The organism is Pseudomonas fluorescens, assembly GCF_019212185.1.
GTDB lineage: Bacteria > Pseudomonadota > Gammaproteobacteria > Pseudomonadales > Pseudomonadaceae > Aquipseudomonas.
Map to the genome: position 1 here is coordinate 4016505 of NZ_CP078138.1, position 20985 is coordinate 4037489.

The 20985-nt window shown below is 63.2% G+C and carries 13 protein-coding genes; 6 read left to right on the forward strand and 7 right to left on the reverse strand.

Annotation, left to right across the window (positions count from 1 at the left end; translation table 11 throughout):
• Positions 1-54: 54 nt before the first annotated feature.
• From KW062_RS17910 to KW062_RS17930, 5 genes are all read right to left on the reverse strand, one after another.
• Positions 55-777 carry an ABC transporter ATP-binding protein gene (locus KW062_RS17910; protein WP_105754624.1) on the reverse strand — a complete coding sequence of 241 codons (723 nt, stop codon included), beginning with the start codon at positions 775-777 and terminating at the stop codon, positions 55-57.
• On the reverse strand, positions 774-1547 hold the full coding sequence (locus KW062_RS17915; RefSeq protein WP_027616293.1) for an ABC transporter ATP-binding protein: 774 nt from the start codon (positions 1545-1547) through the stop codon (positions 774-776). Before KW062_RS17915 ends, KW062_RS17910 begins: the two co-directional genes overlap by 4 nt.
• Positions 1548-1896: 349 nt before the next feature.
• Positions 1897-3267 (reverse strand): DUF1552 domain-containing protein, encoded by a 1371-nt coding sequence (locus KW062_RS17920; protein WP_105754625.1) that lies wholly within the window; start codon positions 3265-3267, stop codon positions 1897-1899.
• Between the two features lie 2 nt (positions 3268-3269).
• Positions 3270-7436 carry a DUF1592 domain-containing protein gene (locus KW062_RS17925; protein WP_105754626.1) on the reverse strand — a complete coding sequence of 1389 codons (4167 nt, stop codon included), beginning with the start codon at positions 7434-7436 and terminating at the stop codon, positions 3270-3272.
• A gap of 335 nt (positions 7437-7771) precedes the next feature.
• Positions 7772-8845: a sigma-54 interaction domain-containing protein gene (locus KW062_RS17930; RefSeq protein ID WP_027616290.1), complete on the reverse strand. Its 1074-nt coding sequence runs from the start codon at positions 8843-8845 to the stop codon at positions 7772-7774.
• Between the two features lie 303 nt (positions 8846-9148).
• Between KW062_RS17930 and KW062_RS17935 the strand changes: the two genes are divergently transcribed.
• The 6 genes from KW062_RS17935 to KW062_RS17960 all read left to right on the forward strand — a co-directional run bounded on the left by KW062_RS17935 (position 9149) and on the right by KW062_RS17960 (position 18124).
• Positions 9149-10222, forward strand: coding sequence for an ABC transporter substrate-binding protein (locus KW062_RS17935; RefSeq protein WP_027616289.1), 1074 nt, complete (start codon positions 9149-9151; stop codon positions 10220-10222).
• A 21-nt stretch (positions 10223-10243) separates the two neighbouring features.
• The gene (locus KW062_RS17940; RefSeq protein ID WP_027616288.1) at positions 10244-11467 is read left to right on the forward strand and encodes a lipase family protein; all 1224 of its coding nucleotides are present in this window, start codon (positions 10244-10246) and stop codon (positions 11465-11467) included.
• 16 nt (positions 11468-11483) lie between these two features.
• Complete coding sequence (locus tag KW062_RS17945; RefSeq protein ID WP_105754627.1) at positions 11484-12683, forward strand: LLM class flavin-dependent oxidoreductase; 1200 nt, start codon at positions 11484-11486, stop codon at positions 12681-12683.
• Positions 12684-12687: 4 nt separating this feature from the next.
• The gene (locus KW062_RS17950; RefSeq protein ID WP_105754628.1) at positions 12688-14271 is read left to right on the forward strand and encodes an ABC transporter substrate-binding protein; all 1584 of its coding nucleotides are present in this window, start codon (positions 12688-12690) and stop codon (positions 14269-14271) included.
• Positions 14272-14423: 152 nt separating this feature from the next.
• On the forward strand, positions 14424-17006 hold the full coding sequence (locus KW062_RS17955) for a TonB-dependent receptor (RefSeq protein WP_105754629.1): 2583 nt from the start codon (positions 14424-14426) through the stop codon (positions 17004-17006).
• 20 nt (positions 17007-17026) lie between these two features.
• A complete protein-coding gene (locus tag KW062_RS17960; protein WP_027616284.1) occupies positions 17027-18124 on the forward strand; it encodes an LLM class flavin-dependent oxidoreductase in 1098 nt (365 codons plus the stop codon).
• A 221-nt stretch (positions 18125-18345) separates the two neighbouring features.
• Here the strand turns inward: KW062_RS17960 and KW062_RS17965 are convergent, their stop codons facing one another.
• Both KW062_RS17965 and KW062_RS17970 read right to left on the reverse strand, forming a co-directional pair.
• Positions 18346-20142 (reverse strand): dipeptide ABC transporter ATP-binding protein, encoded by a 1797-nt coding sequence (locus tag KW062_RS17965; protein ID WP_105754630.1) that lies wholly within the window; start codon positions 20140-20142, stop codon positions 18346-18348.
• Positions 20139-20981, reverse strand: a complete 843-nt coding sequence (locus KW062_RS17970) for an ABC transporter permease (RefSeq protein ID WP_027616282.1) — start codon at positions 20979-20981, stop codon at positions 20139-20141. The genes KW062_RS17965 and KW062_RS17970 overlap by 4 nt, the downstream gene beginning before the upstream one ends.
• Positions 20982-20985 lie beyond the last annotated feature (4 nt).

Consider the following 20985-nt stretch of genomic DNA (forward strand, 5'->3'; position numbering starts at 1 on the left):
GCCGTCGAGGTGAAAGCCTCGGCGACCTGCATGATGCTCGGGGTAAAACGGGTGTCAGACGCCCAGGCAGCTGTGCAGCAGCTCCTGCTTGGCGTCCAGTTCAGCAGCGCTGATCTGTTCCACGATCTGGCCGTGATCCATCAGGTAATGACGGTCGGCCAGGGGCGCGGCAAAACGGAAATTCTGTTCCACCAGGACGATGGTCAGGCCCTTGTTTTTCAGCTTGATCAGCACCTGACCAAGCTTTTGCACGATCACCGGGGCCAGGCCTTCGGTGATCTCGTCGAGCAGCAGCAGGTTGGCCCCGGTCCGCAGGATTCGCGCCATCGCCAGCATTTGCTGTTCACCGCCGGACAGTCGCGTGCCCTGGCTGAAGCGGCGTTCGTAGAGGTTGGGGAACATCTCGTAGATTTCGTCCAGGCTCATGCCATCGCTGCGCACATTGGGCGGCAGCAGCAGGTTTTCCTCGACGTTCAAGCTGGCGAAAATGCCCCGCTCCTCCGGGCAGAAACCCACGCCCAGACGCGGGATCAGGTGCGCCGACAGGCCGATGGTTTCGGTGCCGTTGACCATGATCGAGCCGGTGCGCCGACCGACCATGTTCATGATCGCCCGCAGCGTAGTCGAGCGACCGGAGCCATTGCGCCCCAGCAGGGTCACCAGTTCGCCACGGCGGACCTGCATGTCGATGCCGTGAAGGATGTGCGACTCGCCATAGAAGGCGTGCAGGTCGGCGATGCGCAGTTGTTCGAATTCAGGGGTGTGCAGACTGCTCATGCGTGGGCCCCTTGCACTGCCGCCTCACTGCCCAGGTATGCCTCGCGCACCTGCGGATGGGCCGACACGCTGGCGTAGTCGCCCTCGGCCAGAATCGCCCCGCGCGCCAGCACGGTGATGCGGTCGGACAGCTCGCTGACCACGCTCAAGTTGTGCTCCACCATCAACACCGTGCGCCCCACCGCCGCACGTCGTACCAATTCGATGACCATGTTCACATCCTCGTGCCCCATTCCCTGGGTCGGTTCGTCGAGCAGCAGCACGCTGGGGTCCAGCGCCAGGGTGGTGGCCAGTTCCAGCGCACGTTTGCGGCCGTACGGCAATTCGATGGTCTGGGTGTGGGCGTAGTCGGCCAGGCCCACCTCTTCGAGCATCTGCATGGCGCGTTCGTTGAGCGAATCGAGGCTGCTCTCGGGCTTCCAGAAATGGTAGGAATCACCGCGCTTGCGCTGCAGCGCCACCCGCACGTTTTCCACCACGCTCATGTGGCCGAACACCGCCGAGATCTGGAACGAGCGCACCAGGCCCAGGCGCGCAATCTCGTTGGGCTTGAGACGGGTGATGGTTTTGCCCTGGTAGAGGATTTCGCCACGGGTGGGCGGGAGGAACTTGGTAAGCAGGTTGAAAACCGTGGTCTTACCGGCCCCATTGGGACCGATCAGGGCATGGATATGGCCCTTCTGAACACGCAGATCGACCGAGTCGACGGCGGTGAAACCGCGAAACTCCTTGGTCAGGCCGCGGGTTTCCAAGACAAACTCTGGTGACATGTGGAGCCCTCTAACCTTGTTTGTTTTTATTGGTTATGGCGCTGCGGACACACTTGCACTGACGTTTACGCTTACGTAAACGTGACCGAATATACAAAAGTCAGAATCGTCCTACAAGATATAAACGGATAACTTACGACTAAAGTATTTCAGGGCTGAAACATGTGTTGGCGCGAGGCTCTAGACCGGGCATCCACATGACTTTCATGGACACAGAGTCCCCTGATGGAGCGAGCCTGCTCGCGAAGAGGCCGACACATGCACCCTCGGCAGCGCCTGACACTGCGCATCGCTGGCCAGCTCCTACAGGGATCCGCGGCCGCTCACAAGATCCGCGAAAAACGCAGCCTCAGACATTGGTAAAAATCCCCGTCACCGGCTCGATGTTCCCCTCATAGGGCACCGTAGTACCCGCTGCCTTGGCCACGGTCGCCCAGATCCGCTGCATGTCGACGAAACGCTTGCCGATTACCGGATTGCCCGAGTGATGATCCCGATCGGCCTGGCCGGTGATGTTGAAGTAGCGTCCATCGCCATCGCCGCTCTTGAGCAAGCCACTCGCACCGCCCATCAGCACCATCGGCATGTCGATCATATGCTCCGGCGCACCGTCGGCCATCTCGCTGGTCAGCACCACCAGGGTATGGTCGAGCAGGCTGTCTTCGGGGGCATGCGGGTCCTGATAACGGGCCAGCTCATCCATGAACCGTTTGACCTGGCGCACGTACCATTGCCGCGTACCCTTCCAGAACGGTTCCCCGGAATAGCGGTGCGCACAATCATGGGGATTACTGGTGGTGCTGACGTCGACGATGTTCAGTGATTCCGCCGAGCGCCCGATTTGTATCGTTGCGACCCGGGTAATCCCGCACCCCAGGGCGGTGGCCACCACCTGATGATGGTTGGCCTGAACCTGAGTACGATCGCGAGCCGAGCGAAAATCCAGGGGCTCCAGGGTCACGGGCTTGCACTCGCCGATGGGCGGCTGATCCATCTCGAGGTCCTTGATCACCTGCTCCACCGAGTCCAGATGGGTGACCAGCTTCTGGTGCTCGGCACCGGACAGCTTGCTGAGGATTTCGCGGGTATCGAGCAATGCCATGTCCAGGAATGACCGGTTGCGCAGCGGTCGGCCATCGGGATTGCGTTTGCGCACCGGCGCCTTGAACAAGGCCTCGGCCATTAACACCGGATCGCGATACGGGGTGCGAATCGCCTTGTCCTGGAAGGAGACGAACCAGGGCGTGCCGTCGACGCCGGCATGGGGCCCGGCAAACAGACTTCGGTGAGAAGCCTCGGTGCCCGGCAAGTGATTGCCCAACAGGATATCGATCGACGACTGACTGGACTTGGTGTCGCGCAATACCCAGTTCCAGCCGCTGTGTCCGACGTTACCCGGGCCCAGCATAATCCCGCGCAGGTACAACGACTGATCGCGGTAGGCGGCCAGCTCGGCGCTGATCTCATTCAGGGTGAACGCGCTGGTGTCCACGTCCTGGGCCGTAGGGTGCCAGAGCCCGCGCCCATCACCAAAACCGCCGCCGGTGTAGGAATCCACCGCCAGACCGTCAGGCACCACCACAAATACCACCTTGAGCTTCGCCTGCTCCGTCTGCCCGGCCAGCGCCATGCGCGACAGACCGAAAGGGCTCAACGAACCATAGACACTCACAGCAGCCAGGCCCTGCAAAAAACGCCGACGACTTTTAAGAAGATCCATGATCAATTCCTCTCGGTCTTGTAAATGAACGCCTTGGACGTACCCAATGCCTTGAGCATCTCGGCCAGCGAGCCTGAGGTTTTCAGGCCGTCGGCGACCGCCTTGACGGTGCCCGACGTCGAGACATCGGATTTACTGCCAAAGACAAACCGGAAATAACTGTCCGCCATGCAGAACTGCGAGGTTGGGCTGCGCGAAACAATGTTGGCGATATCGCGCACATCATTGATCGGCTCAGTACCAGTTGCCGTGAGGAAGGGACCGGATGCCTTGATCGGCAACATCTGCGGATACTGGTTGTAGTTATGGGCTCGCTCCTCAAGGCGATAGCGCCCGGCCGCGTCGTAATGCTCCATCGAGGAACCGGTGTCGTTCATGTATTGGTGGCACTGCCAGCAACGTCCACCGGATGCCTGCTCACCGTTGACCGAGTCCCAATACTCGCGGGTAGTGATGGCCCGTGGCGGCTGGGTCGGATCGGTCGGGTCAGGTTCCACCGGCGCGCCGAACTCATGACAGAACATCTGTTCACGAATCATGATGCCGCGCTTGACCAGCGAGGTGGCCTGGTAGTCGGACGTTGCCGCCTGTGTCAGGCCCAGGTGCAGCAGGCCGCCACGCTTGTCATCGACCGTCACCTTGCGCATGTCATTGCCCGTCACGCCAGCGATCCCGTAATGCGCGGCCAGGGCCTGATTGAGGAAGGTGTAGTGCGGCGTGAACAGTTCCGTGAAGGTGCCGTTGTTGAGCATCAGGTTGCGACTCAGCAGGTACTGCTCCTGCGCCATGAGCTGAATCATCTGCGCGCTCAACCCGGGTTTTTCCTGCACGCCACGTTCAGTCTTGACGTAGTAACTGACAAACCGGTTGAACTGGGCGATGCCGCGCTCCGTACGCATCATGCGCTCGATCTCGGCGCCGATCTGTAGCTCGGTCTGCAGTTCGTTGCGCTGCGCCTTGGCCAGCAACGCCTCGTCCGGAGTGGTGCCGAGGAACCCGTAAGACAGCGCGGTGGCCACCTCGTACGGTGTCAATTGATAGACCGTGCCGTCACGCGTGGTGCTCACGCCCAGTTCAGAGCGATAGAGGAAGTTAGGCGACAGCAACAGCGCGGCAATCAGCCCCGGCGCCTCCTGCTCCTCGTAAAGCGTCTGATAGCGCTCGCGCTCGGCGTCGCTGAGCGGACGCCGGAACAACTGCAAGCCCAGCGACGTGACCAGATCCGCCCCCATCTTCGACGGTGCCAGGACGCGCAGGCGCGCCGGCGTCACCTCGTTGGCCACCGACAGGGCCATGTCGTAGAACTGCTTGACGTCTTCGGCCTGGAGAATCCCCTTGCTGGCCTCGCCGGGGTACTTGAAGTCGGTTTCCGACTTGTCGGCCGGCAACTTCTCGGGGTTGATCTCTACCCCCAATACATCCATGACAGTGGCGGCATACTCATCCGCGGTCAGCAGACGCAACTGCCGCACCCCTTGCGACTCACCCGGCTTCAGAAAGGGTGCCCAGACCACGTCGAACAGGTGCGTGCTGACTTCCGTGGCGCAAGTCGTATCGCAATGCCCGGCCACCGGCATGCTCTTGATCTGCCGGACCAGCGCATCCAGCCCCGCGGCGCTCCAGGTTGTGGCCATGCGCTGGGTGGCGAAAGACTCCATCGAGTGACATTTGGTACAGGCCTGGGCCAGCACCGTCTCGCCCAGGTTGTCCAGCACCCGGTAAGCCATCGGCGTTAGCTGGTGGTGTTCGCTGGACTCGTCAATGTCCACCTTTTCCAGTTCCGGCTCAGGTTTGGCCTTGGCGTAGAACGGGTAAATCACCTGGTACTTGCCGTAACTGAGGATCTGCGTGGTGCTCTCCCCCCAGGGTACCTGGATCACCTTGGGCTCCTCTGTCGGCTTGGCAGTGTTGACCAGGCTCAGGTGCCATTGCGCGTCGCTGACCGACGCCGGCTTGGCCGGGGCTTTGATCGTCACCTCGACTTCGAGCTTGTCCGGGCGCTCGCGGTAACTCAGGTCGATGACATGGGTCTTATGTGTCGCCGACAACGTGAAGACGGAATTGCGCACCTGCGGAATCCAGTCCCTCACATCATTGAGCCGCAGTTGGTATTCGCCATAGGGCAAACCTTCGAGAAAGATACTGGCTTCGCTGTCCGCCGGGTTCCAGGAGACTTGCACCAGGCGACGATTGCCATCGGGGCCGGTCAGGTAACCACTGATCATCTCCTTCTCGTAGCCTGGCGGCGGTAAGGAGGGGCGCAACGTCAATTGGGTCGGCGGCAAGCCGCTGGGGTCGTAGCGCATGCGATAAATCACCCCGGCAACGTCATCGCTGATCAGGATGCTGCCATCGCCCAATGCCAGAAATTCGGTGGGCCGACCCACGCAGGAGTTGTCCAGGCAGTACACATCGAATTTATCCGGATCCTGGACGAAACCGTTGATCAGCGGGATCTGATTAACCACTCGATCGCCGCCCTGAATCGTCAGCATCTGCACGTTCATGCCGGGGACTGCGCTAGAACCGGTGCCGTGCAGGGCCACCAGCAGGCGCGGGGTTTCGCGGCCATCGGGCCCGGGATAGCCGTACCAGAACATCACCCCCAGTGGCGCGGTGTTGGTCCCCTGTTCGAAGGCTGGGGCCACGTATTGATCAGGGTTGATATCGTCCAACGGCTTGTCCGAGACGATCGCGCCCGGCACCAGCGGAGGCTGGATCACTCCTGGGTTCTGGTACTCCTCCTGGGTGAACCCGGGGGTGTTTTTGCCGAACAGATAGGGCACGCCAAAATGCTGGCCGTCAGCGCTGATCCTGTTGACTTCATCAGGGTTGGCGAAACCCTGGCGATTGTTGTCGCTGAACCATATTTTGCCGGTGTTGGGGTTGAAGTCGAAGCCCACTGAATTGCGTACACCCGAGGCGAGGATCTCCCACTTTTTATCCTTATCCTCGTCACTCTCGTCCTCATCCACGGTGTCCAGCGGGTACCGCAACAAGGTGCCATAACGCGGGTCTTTGTCTTTGGGGATCATGCACAGGTTGCAGGGGATGCCGACAGCGGTGTAGAGCCATTTATCACTGGCCACCGGGCTGAAGCGCAACGGATGTTTCATGTGCCAGATACGGGTGTTGGAACCGCTGGACAGCGGCGGCAGGGGAAACCCCTTGGCATCCGGGGGAAATTTGACCACCAACTGAGGCTTGGGGTCCTTGTAGTTGTTATCGGCATCGCGCAGGCGATAAAGCCCGCCAGTGGTCGAGTAGTACAGGTCACCGTCGCGCCAGGCCACGCCATGGGGCTCTTCCTGGCCGCTGGCGATCACGTGGATGGCGGTCGGCTTGCCGGCTGCATCCAGGGGCAAGGCGTAAATCATGTCGGCGATCTTGCCGTCATACACATAGGAAGGAATCGCGCTGGATCCGACATACAGCACGTTTTTGCCCATGGCCATTTGCCGAGGCTGAATCAGCCCCTGGGCAAACAATTCGATCTTGATCCCGGGCAGACCATGGAGTTTATCAACCTCCACCGGTGGCCGGTATTTGACCTCGACAGTCTGCTCTTCGCCCGCGTCCTGCTTGAAGGAAACGATGTGCGGTGTGTTCAGCGGAACGAAGCCGTCGGCGACATTCATCACCAGTTGATAATCGCAGGCCTTGAGTTGATCCAGATGCAGGGTTTCATTGGCCTTGATGCTGATCGGGATCTCTTCGGCCTTGCAGCGCAGTACCCCGGTCAACACCTGATCGGCTCGCGACACGCCGGGCACCGCCGGTTTCAGGGGGGCCTTGCCGCTCAGGGTGGCGAAACTCAAGGTCAGTCGATTACCTTCAGGACCACCGCACTCGCCCAGGTCTTTCCAGGCGTCGGGCCAGTGACCTTGTGGTTTGCCCGGTTCATAGGCGACCTGGCGACACCAGGCCGAACTGCCAGGGCCCAGGGGCGCCTCATCATCTTTCCAGCATTCGTACCCATGGCCCCGATGAGTGACTTGCTCGCCTGGCCCATACACCTTGTCGACGACATAGGGATCCGGCGGACAGGACTGGCGGCCAGCGGGCGCGGAATGGGCCGTACCCGGAAAAAAAACCACGCCTATGATTACGCCCAGCGCGACCAGGCCCAACATGGCCAACACGCGACACACACCGACAGACTTCTCCATGATTCAGGCCTCATGCATCGGCCAGGTACCGGGTTGCCGCCTTGCAACGACCGATCAGCCGCTGCGCAGTGAACCCTCTGACCCCGGGTGGCAGGTCGCCGTAGGCGAGTCTGGCCCGATAAGGTAATTGGAATGTCTTCCAATGCGGTTCCACTGCATGACCACGACATGGCTGGACAGCCATAGAGACAGGAACTGACAGACATTCATCCGTGCATCGCCAGCCCTCGGATCCAGATGACGATCAACCGAGCAGGCGTTTTTATCAAAACGCCAATCGATCACCTGCGTCTACTGTCAAAGTTGACAGGTAGCCATCCTTCACCCGCACTCAATCACTCCTGCACAGCCAGCGGCTTGCTCAATTCGCCAATCTTCTCCAGCCGCGCCCGCACGATGTTGCGGCTGATATTGAGCAGGCGTCCGGTCTGCAACTGATTGCCATGGCAGTAGCGGTAGGCAGCGCGAAAGATCGTCTCTTCGATGTGTTCGTAGAGGTCGGGAATATTCTGTTCGAACAGCGCATTCAGTGCCGTTTCCAGGTCCACCGGGCCACTGACTGCATGGCTGAGCGGATTGGCCTGCTCCTGGCGAATACCCGAAGAGCGCATGTCCACCAGGTGCAAATCGGCCGGCGCCACCCGCTGGTTACGGCACACCAGCAAGGCATGGTGAATGGAGTTTTCCAGCTCGCGGATGTTGCCCGGCCAATTGTGCTCGAGCAGTTTGCGCTCGGTCTCGATGCTCAGGGTCGCGCGGTTGTAGCCCAGGCGCTGGCAGTATTCCTCGAGGAAAAACTCGGCCAGCGGCAGGATGTCCCCTGGGCGCTCGCGCAGCGGCGGCAGGCGAATGGTCGCCACGTGCAAACGGTAAAACAGGTCCTCGCGAAAATGCCCGGCCACCACCGCATCCGCCAGATTGACGTTGGTCGCGGCCACCAACCGCACATTGATCGGGATCGGCGTGCGTGAGCCCAGGCGCACCACTTCGCGCTCCTGCAACACCCGTAGCAACTTGACCTGCATGTTCAACGGCAGATCACCGATCTCATCGAGGAACAGCGTGCCGCCATTGGCCGCCTCGAACCAGCCGGCCTTGTTGCTGGTAGCGCCGGTAAACGCGCCCTTCTCGTGGCCAAACAGTTCGCTTTCCACCAGGGTTTCGGCGAACGCCCCGCAGTTCACCGCGACAAACGGCTCGCGACCACGGCGGCTGAGGTTATGGATGTGCCGCGCCACCAGCTCCTTGCCGGTGCCGGTCTCGCCGATGATCAGCGTATTGGCTTCACTCGGCGCCAGGCGCTCGATGCGGCTGAGCAACTCCTGGGAGCGCGGGTCCTTGAAGACCAGGACGGTAGCGCGCACCGACTTGGTCAGTTCGCGTGCGTGGGGATGAGTGATCAGCGACATGGTGCATTCCTGGCAGTAAAAGCGCGGGCTCAATCATGCATCAGGATCTATAGATTAAATAATTATTAATTAATCTTTATATATTCCATAAATACATATGAAGAAACATTGCTTCTGCCCTGCTTCTGGAGCAGCACTCAACCTGCATGGACCTGCTGATCCACCAGCACCCAGTCGCCTCCCTCCCTCCCTCAATAAGCGCGCAAAGCCCCGAAACGCGTGGCCTGCAGCGATTTCACAAAACGCTGGCATGCAATCTGCTCTAGCCCTGGCATAGCGCAGCCACTTATCGAGGAAGCACCCATGAAACGTCTCTGGCGCACCAGCCTTATTGCCCTCACCGGCCTGTTACTCAGCGCCACGGCCCTGGCCGAACAAGCGCCGTCCTCCGTCAAGATCGCCATCGTCGCCTTCACCCAGGGCGGCAAACCGGTGTTCGGCGGCATCGCCGGACGAGTGATCGAGGAAGGCTGGCTCGAACAGCAACTCAGCCAGCGCGGGGTCAAGCTGGAGTGGATCGCCCTGCCCCACGCCGGCGCCGGCCCACAGATCAACGAAGGCTTCAGCAACAACAGCATCGACTTTGCCGTGCGCGGCGACCTGCCGTCGGTAATCGCTGGCGCCGGCGGCGTGCCCGGCAAGCTGATCGTCCCCGGTGGCAGCGGCAACAACATCTATCTGGTGGTGCCGAGCAATTCCTCGGCCAAGAGCATCGACGACCTCAAGGGCAAGCGCCTGGCCTTGCACCGTGGCCGTCCTTGGGAGTTCGCCTTCAGTAACTACCTGGGCAGCCAGGGCCTGAAGCTCGACGACTTCAAGATCGCCAACCTCAACCCGCAAGTCGGCGCGGCAGCAGTGTCAGCCGGCAAGGTCGATGCGGCGGTGCTGCTCAGCGAGGCTTATGCCCTGGAAGACAAGGGCGTGGGGCGGATTCTCTGGTCGAGCAAACAGGGCCAGAATGACTGGCGCCTGATCTCCGACCTCTGGGGCACCGATCTATTTGTCCAGCAACACCCGGACCTCACCCAACTGCTCGCCACCGCCTGGGTCAAGGCCGCCTGGTGGATCTCCCAAGAACAAAACCAGGACGCCTATTACCAACTGTCCTCGCGCGCCGGCACCGCCGAAAGCGTGTTGCGCCGCGACGACCAGAACGACCCGGTGGCCTGGAAAGAGCGCTGGGCGCCGAAAACCGATGCGCAGCTCAAGGCCCATTACCAGGCGCTCACCGCCTACGCCCTGGCCAACCAGTTGATTCGCGACCCCTACGACATCAGCACCTCGCTGGCCACCGGCTTCACCCGGCAAGCGCTGATCGACCTGCAACTCACCGACTACTGGCCCGCCCTGCGTGGCCAGGTCAGCAGCCATCCCTGAACCTTTGATAAGGACATCCCGATGAACCTCAGCAAGCGCTTCACCTTCGGCCTCAGCCTCCTCGCCCTGTCCATGAGCGCCCTGGCCGCCGACGTGCACGTACCCAAGCCCGACCCGTTGCAAGGCGACGGCCGCGTCTCGGCGTTCTACACCTGGCAACACGTGATTCCGGCCACTGCGGGCAAACTGCTGCGCAGTGAACCGCTGGAGAAAACCCTGAGCCTGCCGAATGCCGCCAGCGCCCAGCGGATCCTCTACAGCTCCACCGACGGCATCGACAACAAAACCCCGATCGTGGTCTCAGGCACCCTGTTCCTGCCCAAGGGCAAGGCGCCCGCCGGCGGTTGGCCGGTGGCCAGTTGGGGCCACGGTACCGTGGGCATCGCCGATGTCTGCGCACCGTCCTGGCAAGGCCGTTCCTACCGCGACGTGCAGTACCTGAGCCGCTGGCTCGACGAAGGCTACGCAATTGTCGCCACCGACTATCAAGGCCTCGGCGTGCCCGGCGGTCACCCGCTGCTGAACAACCGCATGGCCGCCTACGGCATTCTCGACGCCGCCAAAGCCGTGGTCGCCGGGGTCCCCGGGCTGGCCAACAAGGTGCTGATCATCGGCCAGTCCCAGGGCGGTGCCGGGGCCTTCGCGTCGGCCGCGTACGCACCCACCTACGCGCCGGATCTCGGGGTCAAGGGCAGCATCGGCACCGGGGTGATCTACACCGTCGGCGCGAAAAACGTCGGTGAGCAGGACCCGAACAAGGTCGACGCCTCCCTCGCCTACGGCTTCTACACCCTGCTCGCGGCGCAGCAATACGACCCGAGCATCAACCCGAAAGACTTCTACACCGAGAAGGCTCTGCCGCTGTTTGAACAGGCGCGCACCAGTTGCCTGGCATCGCTGGTCAGTGACGTGGTCGGCGTCGGCCTGACCCCGGCCAATGCGAAAAAGGACTACCAGGGCGACCAGCTCGCGGCGTGGCAGAAGCAGGTGTCCTACCCGACCCTGAAACTGACGCAACCGATCTTCATTGGCACCGGTGCTGAAGACAAAACCCCCGCCGCTTCAACCCAGGTGGCCCTGATGCAGGACGCCTGCAAAACCGGCTCGGTGGTCGAGGGTCACCTGTACAAGGGCCTGGGCCACAGCGAGACGGTCAACGCGTCGCTCAAGGACTCGGTGCCCTTCGCCCGCAAAGTCATTAACGACCAGCCTGTCACCCCTATCTGCAATCCCAGCGTGCAGTAAGCCGGAGCCGCCCCCCATGAGCATCGAATTCTTCACCCGCCTGCCGCTGCACGGCGAAACCCAGTTCCTCCCCGGCGACCCACGCAACCGTGGCGACTGGCACCGAGGCGGCCCGAGCACCGGCGCCGTGTCCGGGTTCAGCGTCGGCGATCATTTCAGTTACATCGACTACCTTGGACAGATCGCCCGGGCCGCCGAAATCAACGGCTTTGGCGGCGCGCTGATGGTCAACGCGCCGACCGGCGAAGAGCCGTGGACGGTCTGCTCGCTGCTGGCCCGCGAGACTCGCACGCTACAGTTCGTCACCGCCTTCCAGCCCTATCACTACACGCCCTGGGTCGCCGTGCAGCAGGCTGCGACCTACCAGCGCGCCACCGGCAATCGCCTGGTGTGGAACATCATCAATGGCGGCTCGGACGTGATCCAGCGTCAGGTCGGCGACTTCAGCGATCACGATGAGCGCTATGCGCGCGCCACCGAGTTCATGGACGTGGTCAGGGGTTATTGGCACAACGAAAACTTCCACTACGACGGGCGTTTCTACAAGGCCGAAGGCGGTGGTCTGCGCGGGCCGCTGAAGAAGGCGCAACTGCCGTTGATCTGCACCGCCGGCTCGTCGATCGCCGCCCGCGAATTCGCCGCCAAACACGCCGATTTTTACCTGATGCGCGCCGAGCACCCGGATGAAATCGCCGCGCTGATCGCCGACATTCGCCAGCGTGCGCTCAAGCACGGGCGCACGAATATCCGCTTCGGCCTGTCGATCGATGTGATCACCCGCGAGACCGAGGAACTGGCGCGCACCGAGGCCAAGCGTTTCTTCGACGAGGGCATCGCCAAGGGCGCGGTCAAGGCCGTGGCTGCCCATGCCGGGCTGCGCACCGCGCGCAAGCTGAGCTACGAGACCGGGTTCGCCGAGAAAACCGAGACCCAGTCGTTCGAGGATTTTTTCATCCACCCCAACGTCTGGACCGGCTTCGGCTACATCGGCATTCCGCCGGGCTGCGCGCTGGTGGGCAGCTACGAAAACGTGGTGGCGCGGATTCGCGAGTACAACGCGCTGGGCATCGACCTGTTCTTCCTCGCCGGCTACCCGCACCTGGAAGAAGCCTATCGCCTCGGCGAGCACATCCTGCCGCACTTTCGCGGCGAGCGCGTGGCCCTGGAGCGTACCGCCGAGCCGCTCGCCGCGCTGCATTCGGCCAATGGAGCCTGAGCCCATGAGCGACCATCACTCCCTGCTGAGCCGCCGGGATTTCCTCGGCCACAGCGCCCTGCTCGGTGGCGGCCTGCTGCTGGGCGGCGGGCTGCTGGCCGGTTGCGGCCCGGCCAGCGAGACCCCGGCGGCGTCCGGCGCCAGCAACCAGCCGCGCTACGGCGGCCGCCTGCGCCTGGGCATTCTCGACGGTAACCAGAGCGGCAACCTCGACGCCCATAAGCCCATTGGCAGCGGCATCGTCCGTGGCTTCGCCCTGTACAGCAAACTGTGGGAGTGGGACGAGCAGATGCAACCGCGCCTGGCCCTCGCCGAGTTCGCCGAGCCGAATGCCGACGCCAGCAGTTGGACCCTGCGCCTGCGTCCGGATCTGGAATTTCACCACGGCAAGACCATCGATGCCGACGACCTGATTTTCTCGATCCGCCGGCTCACCGATCCGCAACTCGCCTCGCCCTATGCCGCGTTGCTGCACTGGGTCGACCGCGACAATCTGCTCAAGCTCGACAACCGCACCGTGCGCCTGAACTTCCGCGAAGGCCGCAGCTACATGCCGCTGGCGGAAACCTGGGTCAACTTCGGCGGCATTGTGCCGGTGGACTATCATCCGGTATCCAACCCGGTGGGCGCCGGTCCCTACAAGCTGAAGAGCTTCACCCCCGGCCAGCGCTCGCTGTTCACCCGCTTCGAGAATTACTACAAGGACGGCAAACCGTACGCTGACGAGCTGGAAATCATCGACTTCAAGGACCAGGTCTCGCGCCTCGCCGCCCTGCGCGCCGGGCAGATCGACATGGCCAATGTGATGCCCACCGAACAACTGCAAGTGCTGCAAGGCGACCCGCGCCTCAAGGTGCTGAAATCGGTAACCGGCAACTGGCTGTCGTTCGACATGAACCTCGACAAACCGCCGTTCAACGACCCACGGGTGCGCGAGGCGTTTCGCCTGCTGGCCGACCGCGAAGAGCTGGTGCGTCGCGCCCTCAACGGTCAGGGACGAGTGGCCAATGACCTCTACGCGCCGAGCGACCCGACCTTCAACCACAGCCTCGGCCCGCGCCCCCACGATCCGCAGCGCGCCGCGCAACTGCTCAAGGAAGCCGGCCAGGAAAACCTCGAACTGGAACTGGTGACTACCCCCGGGCCGGGGCTGACCTCGGCGCTGGTCCTGGCCGAACAAGCCAAACGCATCGGCGTCACCCTCAAGGTCAAGCAGGTCGACCTCGCGACCTTCCAGGGACCGCTGCGCAACGACTGGACCCTGAGCACCGGCGGCAGCATCGGCGCGCCGTTCCTCGCCAGTGCGATCCACACCGACGCGCCGTTTGCAGTGGCCAACAAGACCCACTTCAACGACCCGCACTTCAGCGAACTGTTCCTGCAAGCCATGGCCCAGCCCGACCTCGGCAAGCGCACGGCGCTGGTGCACCAGGTGCAGCAGATCCAGTACGAGCGCGGCGGCATGTTGATCTGGGGCTATGCCGATTTGCTCGACAGCGTCTCGACCCGGGTCGGCGGTGCGGCGGCGGAAGAGTCGCTGTTCAGCACCTGGCGGTTCGAGCGGTTGTGGTTGAGCGACACGGCCTGAGCCCTCTGTAGGAGCCGGCTTGCCGGCGATGAAGTTGATGCGGTGTGGCTGATGCCCTCATCGCGAGCAGGCTCGCTCCTACAGGCGATGGCGGCAGATCAGTCACCACAGGTTTTTCCCTAATCCCGATTTTCTTTCGAGGCCCATGCCCCATGCCCTCTATCGCCTTTCGTTTGCCCTTGAAACCCTCCGCACTGGCCGTGGCGGTGGTGTCCGCATTGGCCCTGCCAGCGTTCGCCGCCGACACCCAACTGCAAACCGTCACCGTCCAGGCCAGTGCCAGCGACAAAGAAGACGACGCCCTGCCCACCCGGCCGTCGACCTCAGTGTATGGCGGCACTGAAACCACCATCATCGACACCCCGCGCTCGATCAGTCAGATCAACACCGAACAACTGGCCAACGACCCGATCCGCAGCGCCGACGACCTGGTCAAGTACGCCCCCGGCATCACCCGCGGTGGCGGGCAGAACGCCGGGATCGCCCCGCAGTTTCGCGCCCAGGGTTCGGAGGTGTTCCAGGACGGCCAGCGCGCCTATGGCGTGCGCCACCCGGCCAACTTCAACGCCTACGAGGGCGCCGACATCGTCGCCGGGCCGTCCTCGGTGACCTACGGCTCGGTGAGCGGCAGCGGCGGCTACGTCAACTACCTGAGCAAGAAGCCCAATTTCAACGAATTCAAGACCCGCCTCAGCGGTGAACTAGGCAGCTGGATACCGGATGGCGAGTCCCGCGATTCAAGCAAATTCAGCATCGACAACACCGGGCCGATCGCCGACAACCTGGCCTATCGGGTGAGCATCACCAAGCAGCGCCAGGAGGATTTCTACGACAACGTCGACAACAACTTCGACGCCTTCTACGGCGCCCTGGCCTGGCGTAACGACAACGTGCGGGTCGACTGGAACGCCGCCTACGACGACTACTACGACTACAACATCACCCACGGCTGGAACCGCGCCAACCAGGCGCTGGTGGACCACGGCAAGTACTACGCCGGGCGCGCCACGCCGATTATCCAGAACGGCAGCACCCTGTGGTCACCGGTGCTGGCCTCCGGCGCGGCGGATGCTCCGACCCTCGGTTGGGTCAAGCGCCAACGCAATGCTCAGGGCCAATACAGCGCGGTCGACGGCAGCTTCCAGAACGCTTCGCCCAACACCCAGGCCAACCCCGGCAGCCTGCGCGGCTGGGTCTATGACCCGAACCTGGCGGGCAACGGCCTCAAGTCGCTGTCGTCGCAAACCGGCCAGCGTGACGAAGACGAAAGCAGCTCGCGGCGCTTCACCACCCAACTGCATGTCGAGGCCGACCTGACCCCGACCATCACTCTGGCCAATAGCACCTTCTACCAGCGCTCGAGGGACAACACCGATGCGGTCGGTGCGTTCCAGGTGCAGTCCAAGGACAACCTGTTCGACAACCGCTTCGAATTTCGCTCGCGCAATGAAGTCAGCCTCGGCGGCTGGACCCTCAGCGACGAGAGCAACACCGGACTGATTTACCGCCGTGAGTTCAACCAGTCGATTGCCGCGAACAACAGCTTCGGCTCGACCATCAACGCCTACGACCTGACCCAGGATCCGTCGGGAAAAAACCCTGGCGACCTGCTCGGCCTCGACAACCGCAATCCGGCCGGCGGCAATGGCGCGTGGATCGGCCAGCCCGGCGTCCCGCAGTTCTCGAACTTCTACGGCTGGCTCAACCTGCCGCCGATGTACCCGGCCGGGCACGGCCTGTACGCCGAATCGGTGGCGCCCTACACCGCCGAAAGCACCTGGACCACGCAAACCCTGTTCAGTCAGCACAACCTGAAGTTTGGTGATCGAGTCGGCCTGAATATCGGCGCCAGCCGCAGCTGGATCGATGCCGAGATCGAAAATCCGTTCGTCCTCGCCGGCGGCAATCCGCGCAAAGACAGCGACAACTATCGGCTGTTCTCATTCCAGGTCAGCCCCTACGTCAAGCCCACGGAAAACAGCACCCTGTACTACACCTTCGACCGCTCGCTGGCGGTCAACACCGGGTTCTTCTCCAACGGCCTCGGCTGGGGCAGCGGCGCCGGCGCCAACCAGCTCAACCCGCTGGCCTTCGAAAGCCTCAGCGTGCTGCATGAAGTGGGGCTGAAAGTCGAAGCCGTGCCCGATCAGTTGTTCATGACCCTGGCCGCGTTCAAGCAGGAGCGCGATCAGTCACCCGACAGCAATAACAACATCGCACGCCTGGTGATCAAGGGCGTTGAGTCGAGCATTCGCTACCAGCCGGACGACCACCTGCGCAGCGCCCTGAACCTGACCAAGCTCACCGCCTACAACGAGTTCACCAGCCAGAGCGGCTTCGCCTCGGCCGGTTTTATCCCCGACAACGGCACCGTGTTTGGCGACAACAACAGCCTCAATCAGCGCCCGTCCGGACGCTTCGATGCGGTGCAGATTCCCGAATACACGGCCAGCGGCTATGTCGACTACCGCTTTGATTCCGGCTTCGGCGCCGAGCTGTCCGGCTGGTGGACCAGCAGCTGGTACCTGAACCTGAGCAAGACGGTGAAGGTCCCCGACGAATACAACCTCGACCTCGCGGTGTATTACCGCCAGCCGCAATGGAGCACCACCCTGCGGGTGCTCAACCTCACCGACGAACTGAACTTCGTCAGCGGCCTCGCCGGCTCCACCAACACCTTCCTGCAACCCATGCCTGGCCGCACCGTGCTGGCCCAGGTCGATTACCAATTCTGAGTTCACTCTGGAGACTTGCTATGTCCATCGAATTTGTCGGCATGATTTTCCCCCGCCAGTGGTCCGAGACCCGAGGCGTGCGCAGCGCCGATTTTGACCTGCCGTTTATTCGGCATCATGCCCGCGCCCATGAGCAGGCCGGCTTTGACCGGGTACTGATCGCCAGCGGCCCGGGCAGCGCCGACAGCCTGCAGATCGCCGCGTATGCCGCCGCCCACACCGAGCGCCTGGGTTTCATGATCGCCCATCGCCCGGCCCTGACTGCCCCCACCGTCGCGGCGCGGGCCTTTGCCACCCTCGATCACACCACCGGCGGCGGGCGGATCCGTCTGCACGCGATCACCGGGATCACCGCCGAGCCGCAGGAAGGCGACACTCTGCTGGACAAGACCGCGCGCTACCGGCGCACCGATGAGTACCTGGAGATCGTCCGCCGGACCTGGACCGCCGAGGAGCCATTCGACTTCGAGGGTGAGTACTTCAACATCAAGGGCGCGTTCTCGCCCGTCAAACCGCTGCAGCAGCCGCACATCCCGATTTCCTTTGGCGGCTCGTCGGATATCGCCTATCAGATTGCGGTCAAGCATGCGGATTTGTATGCCTTGTGGGGCGAGCCGTTGAGTGGCGTGGCCGAGCAGATCGCCAAGCTCAAAGCCGCCGCCCGCGCTGCCGGGGTGCAGGCGCCGAGGGTGAGTCTGTCGGTGCGTTTGATCCTCGGCGCCACCGAGGAACTGGCGTGGCAGCGGGCCGAGCAGATTCTGCAGCAGATCAAGGCCAACCCGCAGTTCGCCGCCGGCAGCCCTTGGCAAAAACGGCTCAAGGGCACCGGCTCCGAACGCCTGCTGGCCGCAGCCGCCCAGGGCGATCGCCACGACCGCGCCCTGTGGATGCCCACCGCCACCGCCGTCGGCGCCTACGGCGACACCACCGCCCTGGTCGGCACCCCGGAAACCGTGGCCCAGGCCTTGCTCGACTATGTCGACCTGGGCGTTACCACCTTTCTCAATCGTGGGTATGACCCGCTCTATGACACGGTTGACTATGGGCGCTGGATCATTCCGGCGGTGCGGGAAGAGGCGCAGCGGCGCAGTGTTGGTAGAACGGCGGCCAGTTCGTAGCTGTCCCGGATTTACGCGGCGGTCTCAGGTTCTTCGCGAGCAGGCTCGCTCCCACATTTCCGGGCGCATCCGAATCTTGCGGATGCCCGCCTTCCTTGTAGGAGCGAGCCCGCTCGCGATGGTCGTCAACGATGACGAAGCTAGCCTGGATGCGCGCCGCGACCTCTGGTTTTTCGTCGGAACGCCGCCCGGAGTCGGCTCGCTCAGTGGACCAAAAAAAACTAACCCTCCACCAACGTCGGCGAATGCTCGAGCAACGTCCGCGTATACCCGGCCTGCGGTTGATCCAGAACCCCATCCACCGCCCCCTGCTCCACCACTCGCCCCTGCTTGAGCACCAGCACCTGGTCAGCGATGGCGCGGACCACGCCCAGGTCGTGGGTGACGAACAGCAGCGTCAGTCCCTCGTCCTGCAACTGGCGTAGCAAGGCAAGGATCGAGGCCTGGACCGAGACGTCCAGCGCCGAGGTGATTTCGTCGCAGATCAGCAGCCGTGGCTCGCAGATCAGCGCTCGGGCAATCGCCACCCGTTGGCGCTCGCCCCCCGACAGACTATGGGGATACGCATCAGCCACCGAAGCCGGCAGCGACACCCGTTGCAGCACCGCCTCGACCCGCTGCCGCGCCTCGGCGCCCTTGATCCCGAAGAAATGCTCCAAGGGCCCGCTCAAGGTCTGCAACACCGTCTGGCGCGGATTCAAGGCCCGGTAGGGATTCTGGAAAATGTACTGGATCTGATGCCGCAACCCCGCCTCGCGCTGCCGGGCAGCCAGGCTCAACGGCTGCCCGGCATAACGCAATTGCCCCTCGGCGTTCTCCCCCAGCCCCGCCACCGCCCGCGCCAGACTGGTCTTGCCCGAGCCCGACTCGCCGACCAAGGCCAGGCACTGCCCCGGCTCCACCCGCAGCGACACATCGAACAGCACCTGACGATCGTAGGCCACGTTCAGACCGATGACTTCCAGCAAGGCCGGGCGCTCGACCACCTCGTCGACCTGCCGCGATTGCGCCACCGGGATCAACTGCAAAGGCTGGCGATGAGGCTCCAGGCACGCCACCTGCTGCCCTGGAGCCCGTTCGTGCAAGGCCGGTTCCGCCGCTGAACAGTCGAGACGGCGCCGGCTGCAGCGTGGCGCAAAACCACAGCCCTGCGGACGCTGTCCCGGTGCCGGGGCATGGCCGCGAATCGCCTGCAGCTCACGACGTTGCGCCACATCCGGGATCGCCGCCAGCAAGCCCCGGGTATAGGGGTGAGCGGGATGACTGAACAGCGCCTCGCGGGACGCCGATTCGACAATCCGTCCGGCGTACATCACCAGCACCCGGTCTACCAGGTCCTTGATCACCGCCAGGTCATGGGACACATACACCGCCGCCACGCCCTGGCTTTTGCACAGGCGGCGCAGGGTAGCGAGGATGTGCGCTTGAGTGGTGACGTCGAGCGCGGTGGTCGGCTCGTCGAGCACGATCAGCCGTGGCCGCAGGACGAAGGCCAGCGCCAGCATCACCCGCTGCTGCTGGCCGCCGGACAGTTGATGGGGAAAGCGTCGGAGGAATTCGCGGTCGTCGGGTAGGCCGACGTCGCGCAGGGTTTCTTCAATTCGATGGTAGGAGCCACTTCCAACTTGATGAGCCGCCAAGGTCTCGCGCAACAACGCGCCAATCCGCAACGCCGGGTTCAACGCCGTCGCCGGATCCTGCGCCACATAGCCGATCAAACTGCCCCGTGCATGACGCAAGTCCTCGCCCTGCAGTTCCAGCAACGGCTGCCCCGCGACCTCGACCCGCCCCTGGACAATCCGCGCGCCGCTGCGGGCATGGGCCAGCAACGCCGTGGCCAGGGTGGTCTTGCCGGATCCCGACTCGCCCACCAGCCCTAAAATCTCCCCGGCCCCGACACTGAACGACACCCCGGACAGCACATCGACCTGCCCCGGCAACTCGACCCGCAGATCGGTGACCTGCAACACCTGGGTATCGACACGGCTGTGCCCTGGCAAACCTGCGAGCGCATTCATGGCTGCTTCTCTCCAATCCGTGAACTGCTGCGGCCAATGCCTTCAGCAAGAATGTTGGTGCCGTAAGCGAAGATCCCGATCAGCAGCGCCGGCGCCAAAACAGCCCAGGGCTGGACCAGCAGGCCGGCCTGGTTTTCATTGATCATCAGGCCCCAGTCGGCGGTCGGCGGCGCCACGCCGTAGCCGAGGAAACTCAGGCCCGAGAGCATGCCCACTGCCCAGGTCAGCATGTTGCCGAAATGCACCAGCAACGGCGTGAGGATGTTCGGCAGAATCTCGCGAAATAGAATGCGTCGCCGCGAATAGCCCATCATCTGCGCCGCCTCGACAAACTCCTGACCGGCCACCGCCACCGCGCTGCCCCGGGCCAGGCGAATCACTCCCGGCGTAAAGGCGATTGCCACCGTCAATACGATCAGCCATGGCGCGCGGCCGAGCATCGAGACAATCAGCAGCACCAGGATCAGGTCGGGAAACGCCAGCGAGACATCCGCCAGCCAGGTGATCAACTGGTCCAGGCGACGTCGGGAAAAGCCCGCCAGCAACCCCAGGGTGCCGCCCACCAGCAAGGCAATGGCGGCCGCCGCCAGGGACATCCACAACACCGACAGACCGCCGCTGAGCAAGCGCGAGACCACGTCATGGCCGAGGAAGTCGTAGCCCAGCCAGGCTGCACCGCTGGGCGCGCCATAGACCATGCCGAGCATGTCGGTCGGCGCATGGGGCGCCAGCCACGGGCCGAACAGCGCCAGGGCAATCACCAGCGCGGTGATCAGCGCGCCCTTGCGGGTTTGCGCTTGTGCCAGCCAGGGCCAGCGAGTGGCGAATAAATCACGCATGCAG